The following is a 12,568-nucleotide window of genomic DNA, read 5'->3' on the forward strand; positions in this document are numbered from 1 at the left end:
CCGCTGCGGACTGCGCCGGGCGCGCTACGCGCGGCCGAAGTGCTCGAAGCGCCAGGCGAGCAGCTCCCGGTCGGGGCGGTCCGAGCGTCGGCGCGGGACGCTGAGCTGCCGGCCGTGCATCTCCTGGAGGCCGTGCTTGAGCATCGGGCCGTCGATCTCCTCCAGGAGCTTCATCGCGATGCGGACCTCGTAGTCCGGGGTGACGCCCAGCATGTTCTGGTCGTACGCGGCGTGGTGGATCTTGCACAGCGCCAGACCGTTGTTCACGGTCGGCACCCCGCGCTCGTCGCTGTCCGGGACGATGTGCGCGGCGTCGAGGAGAGCGCCGTGCTTGAGCTCGCAGATCGCGCACCGCGTCTCGTACGCGACGAGGACGCGCGTCCGGAACGCCGGCTGGTGCAGTCGTTGCTTGGCGAGCCGCCGTGCGTACTCGCGCTGCGGTGTCGTGAGATGAGCCGGGTCGGGGATGAACCGGAACGCCTCGTCGAGCGCGATGAGGAACTGACCGTTCTCCGGCTCGTCGTCCACGACGAACACCGGGGCGACGGGTGTGTAGATGTTCGGGACCTCTTTGCGGAAGAGGATGAGCGGCATCCCGCTCGTCATCGCCTCGCGCAGCTTCCGGTTGTCCCCACTCCAGGGGTCGCCGGAGCGGTACGCGTAGTGGAGGAGCCCGTCCTCGGACTCGGTGTCGTCGTAGGGTCCGCTCGCTGAGGTCACGATGGAGAGCGTCGACGAGAAGGGTCGAGGGTTGCGGATCCCGCGGGAGTAGTCGATGACCGGGAGCTTCTGGCCGTCGATGTGGAAGTCGAGCAGCTGGTCTCGATGGAGGAAACCACCGTTAGCCTCAGCCTGGTCCTGCACCCACTGGATGATGCGCACGCGGAGCGCGGCTTCGACGGCGGAGTCCATGCGCGGAGCTCACCAGATGTGGGGCTCTCGTTCAAGCGTCGTCACCGAACGCCTGCAACCGTGGCAGTTTCCGGTGGCCGCCAGCCGAGCACGCCGCGCAGCGCCCACGAGCCGAGCGCGGCGCTCCATGGCCCGGCGAGGCGAGCGCCGAGGTCGCGGGCCGTCGTCGCGACGGGTGAGACGACGCGCGACATCCCGGCCATCTGCTCCGACATCCGCATCACCTTCACGACACGCGGCCGCCGCTCGTCCGACCACCGGCGCAAGAGCTCCGGCACGGCCGCGACGTTCGTACCGCCCGTGCGCACGCCGAGCACGACGGCGTCCTCGAGCGCCTGGCACCCGCCCTGCCCGACGTTCGGCAGCATCGCGTGCGCCGCGTCTCCGACGAGCGCGACGCGTCCGGTCACGAGCGACACCGGCGGAGCAGGGAGCTGCCGCAGCTCGTGACGCAGCACGCGGCCGGGGTCGACGGACGCGAGCAGTTCGGGGATCGGCGCGTGCCAGTCGGCGAGCCGCTCGCGCAGCTCGTCGAACGACGCGGGCACGCCGGCGGCGTCGGCGACGGCCACGTAGGAGTACACGCGGCCGTCGGCGAGCGGCACGATCCCGACGACGATCCCACGCCCCCAGGTCTCGCCCCCGACGGGACCGTCGGGCTCGCCGGGCGGCGCCTCCGCGACGAGCCGCCACGCGGTCGAGCGGCCCGAGACAGGCCCGGGCGCGTCCGGCCACCAGCGTTGCCGGGTGGGCGAGTCGATGCCGTCCGCCGCGACGACGAGCGCGGCCTCGATCTCCTCGCCGTTCCCGGACGCGTCGCCTACCACGCCTTCTCCGGCGGCCGGACGGTCGCCGTCGGACGGCTCCTCGGCGTCCGCTCCCGACCCGCGACCGTGCGCTGGGGTCCGCGGCCCGCTGGCCTCGGGCCCGCCGCCGGTGCGCACCCGCACGCGCGCGGGCCGCCCCGCGTCGCCGGGGTCCACGACGGCGGTGTCGACGCCGAGCCGGAGCGCGCCGTCGGGCAGGGCGCCGGCGAGCATGCCGACGAGCTGCGCGCGGTGGAGCACGAGGGTCTGGTCACCGAACCGCTCGCTCGCGGCGGCCGCGTTCCCGCGCACGAGCCAGCGGCCGTCGGGGCGGCGCAGGCCGACCTCCCCCTGGAGCGCCGAGAGGTCGCGCAGCCGGTCGCCGAGCCCGAGTGCGCCGAGCGCACGCACCGCGTTGGGAGCGACGGCGATCCCCGCGCCGACCGGTTCGAGCGACGGCGCGCGTTCCAGCACCGTGACGTCCCACCCGGCCCGCGCGAGCGCGACGCCCGACGCGAGCCCTCCGATCCCGCCGCCCACGACGACGGCCCGCGCCGTCCTCATCGCACGTCCCCGATCACGGTCGTGACGCTACGGCAGCGCCGCGGTCTCCGCGTCCCCCGAGCGGGGGATCGCCCCGCGGTCTGCCGCCGACCCGGCGCCGTCAGCCTCCCGCCGCACGGCCTTCCACCGCACGACCTCGCGCACGAGCACCGAGATGTTGAGTATTGCGGGAAGTTGTTGACTTGTGTGGATCGGCCCGGGACACTCGAAACCCCGAGGTCGACGCCGTCCCGGGTTCTTGCCCCCTCACCGTCGAGAGGACACCCCATGAAGTTCCCCCTGTCCCGCGCGCGCTCGCGTGCCACCGCTGTCACGAGTGCGCTGGTCGCGCTCGGGCTGGCGGTGTCGGGCGCGGCCGCCGCCACGGCGGCGCCGGCCCCGGCGAGCGTTCCGGCTGCGGCAACCGCCGTGGCCGAGCCGACGATCTCCCCGGTCGTCGACGCCAACTTCCCCGACCCCGACATCCTGCTCGTCGACGGCGTCTACTACGCCTACGCGACGAACCATCAGGGCCAGAACGTGCAGCACCGCACGTCGACGGACCTGGTCACGTGGAGCGCGCCCGCCGACGTCGCGCCCGACCTCGGCGCCTGGGTCAGCGAGTCGTGCACGTTCGCGCCGGGCGGTGCGACCGACCGCTGCGTGTGGGCCCCGGAGGTCTCGGCGGTCGAGGGCGGCTACGCCCTGTACTACACGGCGCGTGACGCGACGTCGCCGCGGCAGTGCCTCGGCGTCGCGCTGTCCGACACGCCGGACGGCCCGTTCGTCCCGGTCGGCGACGACCCGATCGTCTGCCCCAACGGCGAGGCCGGCACGGAGGACCTGGGTGGCGCCATCGACGCCGCGACGTTCGTTGACGGTGACCAGCTGTACCTGCTGTGGAAGGCCGACGGGAACTGCTGCACGGGCAAGACGGCGATCATCTTCGCCCAGCCGCTCTCGCCCGACGGCGCGACGCTCACCGGCCCGCCCGTCGAGCTCATCCGCGTGGACAAGGCCTACGAGGGCCGCGTGGTCGAGGGCCCGACGCTCCTCGAGCGCGACGGCACGTACTACCTCTTCTACTCGGCGAACGACTTCGGCGGGGGCGGCTACCGCACCTCGTACGCCACGGCGTCGAGCCTGGCCGGCCCGTGGACCAAGGCCACGACCGAGCTGCTCACGAGCGACCGCTTCCAGGGCGACGTGCGCGGCCCGGGCGGGCAGGACATCGTCACCGCGCCGGACGGCTCCGACGCGATCGTCTTCCACGGCTGGAACGAGGCCTTCACCTACCGCGCGATGTACGTCGCGGACCTCGAGTGGACCGCCGACGGCGTCCCGTTCGTCCCGCAGGCGTCCGACCGTTACCAGGCCGAGGACGGCGTCGTCACGAACGCGCGCGTCGTGGCCGACGGCGGGGCGTCGGGCGGCGCGAAGGTCGGCGGCCTGGACTTCGCGGACTCGTCCGTGACGGTCGAGGTGCACGCCGACGAGGCCGGCCCGGCCCTGCTGGGCATCCGGTTCGCCAACGGGTCGTTCGACGGCTCGACGCGCGTGCCGTCGACCGGGACGCTGGCGGTCAACGGCGAGGTCGCGAAGACCGTCGTCTTCCCGCACACCACGTGGGGCAACTGGCAGACGTCCGAGCACCTCGTCGACCTCGTCGCCGGGACCAACACCATCACGCTGACCCGTGCGACGTTCTACACCGAGCTCGACGCGTTCGACGTCTACCCGGCGACGCGCGACCCGCGCCCGTCGGCCCCGCCCGTCATCCCGTCCGACGCGACGCGGTACGAGTTCGAGGACGGCGTCATCACGCGCGGCTCGGTCGGGAGCGCGTCGGGTGCGTCGGGCGGCCAGAAGGTCGGCGGGCTCGACTTCCTCGACAGCTCCGTCGCGCTCCAGGTGCACGCCGACGAGGCGGGCCCGTACACGCTCGGGGTCCGGTTCGCGAACGGCTCCGAGCGGGGCGGCTACACGCTCGCCTCGACCAGCACGGTCACGGTGAACGGCGCCGACGCGGGCGTCGTCACGTTCCCGCACACCACGTGGGGCAACTGGCAGTCGGTCACCCACGAGGTCGAGCTCCAGCAGGGCTGGAACACCGTCGCCCTGACCAAGCTCACCTGGTACACCGAGCTCGACGCGCTCGACGTCTTCCCGGCCGAGGTGCCGCCCGTCGACCCGCAGGTCACCGTCACCGCGCAGCCCCGCTGCCTCGGCGGCACCCCGTACCTCGCCGTCCGTGCGACGAACGACGGCGACGAGACCGTCGCGATCGCCCTGCGGACCGTGCACGGCGAGCGGTCGTTCGCCCAGGTCGACCCGGGCAAGAACGCCTACCAGTCGTTCAAGGCCCGTGGCGCCCTCGACGCCGGTGAGGCGCTCGTCGTCGTCACGGACGTCTCGGGCGCGACGACGGAGGTGACGGCCGCGTACGACGCGCTCACCTGCGCGTAGCGCACCCCAGCGACGCCCGCGGTACCGCTCGGCCGACGAGTGGCGCCGCGGGCGTCGTCGTGCCGCGAGGCCGTCAGGGCTCAGGGTGTCCGGCACGTTGCCGCTCCACAGGCCCAGGTGGCACTCCGGGCACGACGCGGTGAACGTTGCCCGAAGCCTCTTTCTGCACTCGGACATTCGGGGATCAAACCGGCGTGGCCGCTTCCTATGCTCGCCGTGGCCGCCCACCCGCAGGACGGGTGCCGCGCCGGCCGTGACCACCTCCCTCGTCCGAGCGGATCTGTCCTGTGACCACCGTCTTCACCCCGGCCGCCCCGGGTTCCCCCGGCGCGCCCCGCGCGTCCTCTTCGGCCGCCGCGGCCGACCCCGCCGCCGTACGACCCGGCGGCGCCGACGCACCGACCGGCCCTCCGCCGTCGGGCCCCGCCGACCGCGAGGTCCAGGCGCTGCACCGCAGCCGCCTGGGCGCGCGCCGGCGTCGACGGAACCTGCTGTGGGCGCTGCTGCTCGCGGGCCCGAACCTCGTGCTGCTGCTGGTGTTCGTCTACCGGCCGCTGCTCCAGAGCCTCTACCTCTCGACGCTCCAGTGGAACCTCGGGTCGCCGGTCGCGCGGCCGGTCGGGCTGGGCAACTACGTCGAGTGGTTCACCGCCCCGACGACGGGCCGCATCGTCACGACGACGTTCGTTTTCACGCTCGCCACGGTCGGCGGCGCGATGGTCCTCGGCCTGGGCCTGGCGCTGCTCCTCAACCGCCGCCTCAAGGGCCGCGGCGTCGCCCGGACCGTCGCGTTCGCGCCGTACGTGCTGTCGGGCTTCGCGGTCGGGATCCTGTGGCTGTTCATGTTCGACCCGCGCTACGGGCTGGTCCAGGAGCTGCTCGGCTGGGTCGGCGTCGCGTCGCCCCAGTGGTACACCCAGCGCCCGTGGCCGCTCGTGATGATCGTCGTCGTCTACCTGTGGAAGAACCTCGGGTACGTCGCCCTCATCTACCTGGCGGGACTCCAGTCGGTGCCCCAGGACCTCAAGGACGCGGCCGCGCTCGACGGCGCGTCGTCGGCGCGGGCGCTGCGCTCGATCATCCTGCCGCTGCTCACCCCGACGACGTTCTTCCTCGTCGTGACGATGCTCCTCGCGTCGCTCCAGTCCTTCGACATCATCAAGGCGATGACGCAGGGCGGCCCGCTCGGCTCGACGACGACGCTCATGTACTCGATCTACGAGGAGAGCTTCGTCAACGGGCGCGCCGGGTACGCGTCGGCGGTCGCCACGGTCCTGTTCCTCGTGCTGCTCGCGGTGACCGCGGTGCAGATGCGGTTCGTCCAGCGGAAGGTCCACTACGCATGAGCGCCGTCGCGCCCACCACGACCGGGCGCCCCGAGACCGCGCCCGCCACGCCCGCCGCGCTCGCGCCGCGCGCCCCCCGCACCCCTCGTGGCCGACGGCGCAGCCTCCAGCCCGGCGGCTATCTTGCCCTGGTCCTCGCGACCGTCGTGCTCGGCGCGCCGCTGGCGTGGATGGTGCTCGCGAGCATGAAGACGCCCGCCGAGCTGTACACCGTCCCGCTGCAGTGGCTCCCGGGCAGCCTCAACCTCGGCAACTACGCCCAGGCGGCGGACTCGATCCCGCTCGGGCGGCTGCTCGCCAACAGCGTCGGGATCACGGTCGTGGGTGCAGGTCTCAAGGTCGCGCTGGGCCTCACGTGCGCGTACGCGCTCGTGTTCCTCGACTTCCCGTTCAAGAAGGTCGTGTTCGGCCTCGTCATCGCGACGCTCATGATCCCGCCGCAGATCACGATCATCCCCAACTACACGCTCGTCGCGAGCCTCGGGTGGCTCAACACCTACCAGGGCATCCTCGTGCCCGGCCTCGCGAGCGCGTTCGGGACGTTCCTGTTCCGGCAGCACTTCCTCACGCTGCCGCGCTCGATCCTCGAGGCCGCCGAGCTCGACGGCGCGGGCCACTGGCGCAAGCTCTGGCGGTTCGTCGTGCCGATGAGCACGCCGACGCTCGCCGCCGTCGCGCTCGTGTCCGTCGTGACGGAGTGGAACGACTACCTGTGGCCGTTCCTCGTCATCGACCGCCCGGACAAGATGACGCTCCCCGTCGGACTGACGCTGCTCCAGAACACCGACGGCATGACGAACTGGGGCGTGCTGCTCGCCGCGACGGTCGTCGTGACCCTGCCGATCCTCGTCGTCTTCCTCGTCCTCCAGCGCCGCCTCGTCGCGGGCCTCACGGCCGGCGCCGTCACCGGCTGACACCCCGCGCCGTCGTGCCCGACGACGGCGCCCGCCCTGTGCGGACCCACGCACCCGCGTGCCCGCGCACCACCACCGAGCTCCCCGGCCCGCCCGCAGCGGTCCGGGTTCCCCGAAGCGCACCGACACCCGGTGCACGACCTGAAGGAGCACCTGTGTCCCACCGCACCGCACCCGTCGGCCGGCCCGCGCGCCGCCGTCGGGCCCGCGCCGCAGCCACCGCCCTCACGGCGGTCACCGCCCTCGCGCTCACCGCGTGCGCCGGCCCGAGCGTGGCCGGGGCCGACGGCGCCGGCACCGCGGGCGACGAGTCGACGGCCGAGGCCGTCGACTGGTCCGCCGTCGAGCCCGCGTCCGAGATCACGTGGTGGAGCAACCACCCCGGCACGTCCCAGGAGATCGAGCAGGAGCTCATCGACCGGTTCGAGGAGGAGTCCGGCATCACGGTCAACCTCGTCACGGCCGGCGCCAACTACGACGAGGTGGCCCAGCGCTTCCAGGCCGCGTCGCAGACCGACGAGCTCCCCGACGTCGTCATCGCGTCCGACGTGTGGTGGTTCCGCTACCACCTCAACGACCAGATCCTGCCGCTCGACGACGTGCTCGAGTTCGTCGAGGCCGACGCCGAGGACTTCCAGCCCGCGCTCTACGCGGACTACGAGTACGACGACCAGCACTGGGCCGTGCCCTACGCGCGCTCGACGCCGCTGTTCTACTACAACAAGGACCTGTGGACGGCGGCCGGCCTGCCCGACCGCGGCCCCGAGACGTGGGCCGAGCTCGAGGAGTGGGACGCGTCGCTCACGCCGCTCGTCCCGGCCGGCGGCTCGACGTTCGGCCTGTCCACCGGGCCGTCGTGGGGCGCGTGGTGGTTCGAGAACATGATCTGGGGCCAGGGCGGCGCGTACTCCGACGGGTTCGACCTCACGCTCGACTCGGAGGAGTCGGTCGCGGGCGGCCAGTTCCTGCACGAGCTGTTCCACGAGAAGGGCGTCGCGACGCTCTCCGCGGACGACGCGATGGTCGACTTCTCGTCCGGTCTCATCGCCTCGACCATCGGCTCGACGGGCTCGCTCAAGGGCGCGCTCGACGCGGCGTCGTTCGAGGTCGGCACGGCCTACCTGCCCGACGGCCCGGCCGGCGGCGGCACCCCCACCGGCGGGACCGGTCTCGCGATCCCGTCGTCGAAGTCGCCCGAGCAGCAGCTCGCCGCGGCGATGTTCCTCGCGTTCCTCACGAACACCGAGAACACCGCGTACTTCTCGCAGAACACCGGGTACATGCCGGTGCGCACGTCGGCCGTCGAGTCCGACACGATGAAGGCCATCTACGAGACGACGCCGCAGTTCCGCACCGCCGTCGACCAGCTCGCCGACAAGGCGCGCATCCAAGACGACGTCCGCGTGTTCGTCCCCGGCGCCGACGCGCTGCTCAACGAGGCGATCGAGCAGATCGTCATCGAGGGCGCGGACCCGGCGGCCGCGTTCGAGTCCGTCGCGCCGCGCATCGAGACGGCGTACCGCGAGAACGTGGAGCCGTACCTGTGACGGCGACGGCCCTCGCGCCCACGGGCGCCGCGCCGGACCGGGCCGCGCGCCCGCGCGTGATCGCGCACCGCGGCAACAGCTCGGTCGCGCCGCAGAACACGCTCGCCGCGTTCGAGGCGGCGTGGCGGTCCGGTGCGCACAGCATCGAGATCGACGTGCAGCTCACGGCCGACGGCGAGCCCGTCGTCATCCACGACGACACCGTGGACGCGACGACGTCCGGCAGCGGCACGGTCGCGCGGCTCGACCGCGCGGCGATCCGGGCGCTCGACGCCGGGTCGTGGTTCTCCCCGGCGTTCGGCGGCCAGCGCGTGCCGACGTTCGCCGAGGTCGTCGACCTCCTCGTGCGGCGGCCGGGCACCGACCTGCTGCTCGAGCTCAAGGGGTCGTGGACGGTCGAGCAGGTGCGGCGCGTCACCGGGCCGATCCGCTTCGCGGGCATCGCCGACCGGGTCGTGGCGCAGAGCTTCTGGCCCGAGACGGTCGCGGCGCTGCGCGAGGCCGACCCGGGCCTGCGCCGCGGGCTGCTCGTCGCGTCGCTCGACGACGACGTGCTCGCGCGGTGCGCCGAGCTCGACGTCGTGACGTGCAACCCGATGGGCCTGCTCCTCCTCGAGGACCCGGGGCTCGTGCAGCGCGTGCACGACGCCGGACTCGAGGTCGCGGTGTGGACGCTCAACGAGCCCGCGCACTGGGCAGCCGCCGTCGAGCTCGGCGTGGACGCGATCATCACCGACCGCCCGGACCGCCTCGCGGGCTGGCTCTCGGCCCGCCCGGTCTGAGCGGGGGCCGCCCCCGCCGAACCCGGGGTTCCTCCTCACGCCGCGTGCTGCGTGGGGAGGGACCCCGGGTTCGGCGTCTCGTCTGGTGCCGCCTCACCGCACGACGATCGTCGTGACGACGTCGGTGACGCTCGGTCGGCGCGGCGTCGACCCGAAGCCGAACCGGACGGGCGGGTCGACGTCGCGCAGGTCGCCGAGCGGCTCCCCGTCCCACGTCGTCTCCGCCGCGACGAGCGCGTGGACGTCGGTCGCGCCGTAGTGCTCGACGCGTCCCGGCCCGGCGCTGCCGCGCGTGCGGACTCCGCGCAGCAGCACCCGCGCGACCGGGTCGGTCAGGGGAGTCAGGTGCCGCGACGTCGCGACGCGACGGGGCACCGCGCGCAGCACGTGCCCCAACGACGTCCGGGGCCCGACGGCGAGCCGCGCCTCGAGCGGCCCGGCCACCACGTGCCAGTCCGGCAGGCGGCCGCGGCCTGCCGCTGCTTCCGCCACGTTCCCGGAACCGGCGGCGAGCGCGGCGTCGGCCGCGTCCGTCGGCTCGCCCGTCACGGCGACCGGCGTCAGGACGACGCGGTCGAAGCGGTAGGTCGACGCGACGAGGTCCGCGACCTGCGGCGACGGCGCGAGCAGGAGGCGCTCGCCGTCGGGGCGCTCGACCATGACGTCGGCGAACGCGCCGAACGGCGACGCGTCCCAGCGTCCGACGACGACGCGCGTCCCGGACGCCGTGCCCCACCCCGCGATGCGGCCACGGAACCGCAGGACGCTCGACATCCCGGCAGCGTAGGTCCGCCACCCCGGGCACGCTCTCGCTCGGACGCGGGGCCGCGCACCTCTGCCCTTCCCACCGTGCTGCCTCCCTGCCCGTCACCGACGTGACCCCGCTCGGCGCGCGAGCCCCCGCGCGCGGCGCGACGCTCGGAGGAGGCGGCGACCGCCGTCGGGCAGCAGGAGGTGACCCGTGCCGAAGACCACGCGCGACGGCGACGCGAAGCAGTCCGAGATCCCGAGCACGCTGCAGCGCTCCGACGAGAAGGCGCAGCGCACGTTCGCCAAGGCCTACGACGCCGCGAGGGAGCAGTACGGCTCCGAGGAGCGCGCGCGACGCGTCGCGTTCGCCGCGCTCAAGCACACGCACGAGAAGATCGGCGACCACTGGGAGCCCAAGGACGAGCCCGGCCCGTCCGACGAGAGGGCCGAGGAGGGCGGCCTCGACTCGACCACGGACACCGCCGGCGGCGTCGACGCGAACGCGAGCAAGGCGCACCTGCTCGACGTCGCGCGCCGCCTGGACGTCGACGGCCGGTCGACCATGACCAAGGACGAGCTCGTCGAGGCGATCCAGCGCGCCAACGACCGCGCGACCCGCCGCGCCCGCGGCGACTGACCGCGGCCCCCCGCGACCACGCCTCTACCTCGCGCCACCACGCCTCTACCTCGCCGAGGTAGAGCTCTGGTCCGGCGAGGTAGAGCCCTGGTTCCGCGAGGTAGAGCCGTGGTCCTCGGGCGGTCGGCTCGTCGGCGTCAGGCGGGGCGACGGCGGTGGGGGACGCGCACGCGGTCGAGGTCCTGCGCGACGGTGAGCTCGCCGTCGAACACCTCGCGCGCCTCGCGCCAGAACTCCGTCGGGTCGGGGTAGCGCTGCGAGAAGTGCGTGAGCACGAGGGACCGCACGCCGGCCTCGGCGGCGACGGTCGCGGCCTGCCGGGCCGTGAGGTGGCCCCAGCGCTCGGCCTGGTCGCGGTCGCGGTCGAGGAAGGTCGACTCGATGACGAGCAGGTCGACGCCGTCCGCGAGCCGGTGCACGGCGTCGCACAGGCGCGTGTCCATGACGAACGCGAACGACTGCCCGGGGCGCGGCCCGCTCACCTCGTCGAGGGTGACGGTCCGGCCGTCAGGCGTCGTGGCGCTGCCCGCGCGTCGCAGCTCGCCCACGGCCGGTCCGGCGAGCCCGTGGCGGGCGAGGAGCGCGGGGTCGAGCGACCGGCCGTCGGGCTCGTCGAGGCGGTAGCCCATCGCCTCCAGCGTGTGGTCGAGGCGCTCCGCGCGCAGCGTGAACCCCGGCTCGGGGCGCCCGGCCACGGGCGGGACGACGCCGTCCGTCGTGAGCGGCTGGAGCTCGAGGTGCCCGCGGCGGAAGTGGGCGCTCGCGTCGAGCAGGTGGTCGACCCACAGCTGCCCCGACGCCGGGTACGTCACCCCGATCGTGTGCCGCACGCCGTCGCCGCTGATGCGCTGGGAGACGCCCGCGAGGCCGAGGCTGTGGTCGCCGTGCAGGTGCGTGATCGCGATGCGCGTGAGGTCGGTCGCGGACACGCCCGCATACGTCATCTGCCGCTGCGTGCCCTCGCCGGGGTCGAAGAGGATCGCCTCGTCGTCCCAGAACAGGACGTAGCCGTTGTGGTTGCGCGTGCGGGTCGGGACCATGCTGGCCGTCCCGAGGACGACGAGCTCGCGGCGGGACATGGCCCCAGCCTGCCACGGCGCCTCTGCTCGTCGGGCGGCGCGTCGGGCGGCTCGTAGGGTGGCAGGAGACCGACCCCGAGATCCGGAGAACCATGCGCCTGCTCCTCGTCCGCCACGGACAGACCCCGTCCAACGTCGCCGGCCTGCTCGACACCGCCCTGCCCGGGCCGGGCCTCACCGCCCTCGGGGCGCGCCAGGCCGCGGCGATCCCGGACGCGCTCGCGGACCGTGTCGTCGACGGAGTCGCGGTCTCGACGCTCGTGCGCACGCACCTCACGGCCGGGCCGCTGGCCGAGCGGCACGGCTACGACCTGCTCGAGCTCGACGGGTTCCGCGAGGTCGACGCGGGCGACCTGGAGATGTCCGCCGAGCACGACGACCACGCGACCTACCTGGAGACGGTGTTCGCGTGGGGCCGCGGCGAGCCCGGCCGCCGGATGCCCGGCGGCCCCGACGGTACCGAGTTCCTCGCCCGCTACGACGACGCCGTCGCGGCCGTCGCGCGGACCGGGTGGGAGACCGCCGTCGTCGTGTCGCACGGTGCGGCGATCCGCGCGTGGGCGTGCGCGCGCGCCGCGGGCGTCGACGTCGACAGGCTCGCGTGGACCCCGCTCGCGAACACCGGGCTCGTCGAGGTCGAGGGGGACCCGGCGTCGGGCTGGCGGTTCGTCGGGCTGAGCGACGGGCCGCTGGGCGGCGCGTTCCTCGACGACCTCGTCGCGGAGGACCCGACGGGCGAGTCCGTCGACGAGGAGGAGCGCCGCGCCGCGGCGGACGACTGACCTC

Annotated in this window: 11 protein-coding genes; 7 read left to right on the forward strand and 4 right to left on the reverse strand. The window is 73.9% G+C overall.

What is annotated here, in order from left to right:
- Nucleotides 1-24 precede the first annotated feature (24 nt).
- Nucleotides 25-912, reverse strand: coding sequence for an HNH endonuclease (locus tag FB00_RS02235; RefSeq protein WP_047231130.1), 888 nt, complete (start codon nucleotides 910-912; stop codon nucleotides 25-27).
- A gap of 41 nt (nucleotides 913-953) precedes the next feature.
- Nucleotides 954-2,282 carry an FAD-dependent monooxygenase gene (locus FB00_RS02240; RefSeq protein WP_047231131.1) on the reverse strand — a complete coding sequence of 443 codons (1,329 nt, stop codon included), beginning with the start codon at nucleotides 2,280-2,282 and terminating at the stop codon, nucleotides 954-956.
- A 267-nt stretch (nucleotides 2,283-2,549) separates the two neighbouring features.
- Here FB00_RS02240 and FB00_RS02245 point away from each other — a divergent pair, with 267 nt between their 5' ends.
- From FB00_RS02245 to FB00_RS02265, 5 genes are all read left to right on the forward strand, one after another.
- Nucleotides 2,550-4,727 carry a family 43 glycosylhydrolase gene (locus tag FB00_RS02245; RefSeq protein WP_052877372.1) on the forward strand — a complete coding sequence of 726 codons (2,178 nt, stop codon included), beginning with the start codon at nucleotides 2,550-2,552 and terminating at the stop codon, nucleotides 4,725-4,727.
- Between the two features lie 287 nt (nucleotides 4,728-5,014).
- Nucleotides 5,015-6,073 (forward strand): carbohydrate ABC transporter permease, encoded by a 1,059-nt coding sequence (locus tag FB00_RS02250; protein WP_419865511.1) that lies wholly within the window; start codon nucleotides 5,015-5,017, stop codon nucleotides 6,071-6,073.
- Nucleotides 6,070-6,987 carry a carbohydrate ABC transporter permease gene (locus FB00_RS02255; protein ID WP_047231132.1) on the forward strand — a complete coding sequence of 306 codons (918 nt, stop codon included), beginning with the start codon at nucleotides 6,070-6,072 and terminating at the stop codon, nucleotides 6,985-6,987. Before FB00_RS02250 ends, FB00_RS02255 begins: the two co-directional genes overlap by 4 nt.
- Nucleotides 6,988-7,142: 155 nt before the next feature.
- Nucleotides 7,143-8,534 (forward strand): ABC transporter substrate-binding protein, encoded by a 1,392-nt coding sequence (locus FB00_RS02260; protein WP_047231133.1) that lies wholly within the window; start codon nucleotides 7,143-7,145, stop codon nucleotides 8,532-8,534.
- Nucleotides 8,531-9,316, forward strand: a complete 786-nt coding sequence (locus FB00_RS02265) for a glycerophosphodiester phosphodiesterase (protein WP_047231134.1) — start codon at nucleotides 8,531-8,533, stop codon at nucleotides 9,314-9,316. Before FB00_RS02260 ends, FB00_RS02265 begins: the two co-directional genes overlap by 4 nt.
- Before the next feature lie 93 nt (nucleotides 9,317-9,409).
- Here the strand turns inward: FB00_RS02265 and FB00_RS02270 are convergent, their stop codons facing one another.
- On the reverse strand, nucleotides 9,410-10,090 hold the full coding sequence (locus FB00_RS02270) for a hypothetical protein (protein WP_047231135.1): 681 nt from the start codon (nucleotides 10,088-10,090) through the stop codon (nucleotides 9,410-9,412).
- A gap of 187 nt (nucleotides 10,091-10,277) precedes the next feature.
- Here FB00_RS02270 and FB00_RS02275 point away from each other — a divergent pair, with 187 nt between their 5' ends.
- Entirely contained in the window at nucleotides 10,278-10,703 is a 426-nt protein-coding gene (locus tag FB00_RS02275) for a ChaB family protein (protein ID WP_047231136.1), read from the forward strand.
- Nucleotides 10,704-10,840: 137 nt separating this feature from the next.
- Here the strand turns inward: FB00_RS02275 and FB00_RS02280 are convergent, their stop codons facing one another.
- Entirely contained in the window at nucleotides 10,841-11,782 is a 942-nt protein-coding gene (locus tag FB00_RS02280; RefSeq protein WP_047231137.1) for a ribonuclease Z, read from the reverse strand.
- 92 nt (nucleotides 11,783-11,874) lie between these two features.
- On the opposite strand from FB00_RS02280, the gene FB00_RS02285 reads away from it, so the two are divergent.
- The gene (locus tag FB00_RS02285; protein ID WP_047231138.1) at nucleotides 11,875-12,564 is read left to right on the forward strand and encodes a histidine phosphatase family protein; all 690 of its coding nucleotides are present in this window, start codon (nucleotides 11,875-11,877) and stop codon (nucleotides 12,562-12,564) included.
- Nucleotides 12,565-12,568 lie beyond the last annotated feature (4 nt).

The sequence above is a fragment of the Cellulosimicrobium funkei genome, assembly GCF_001019615.1.
Classification (GTDB): Bacteria; Actinomycetota; Actinomycetes; order Actinomycetales; family Cellulomonadaceae; genus Cellulosimicrobium; species Cellulosimicrobium cellulans_E.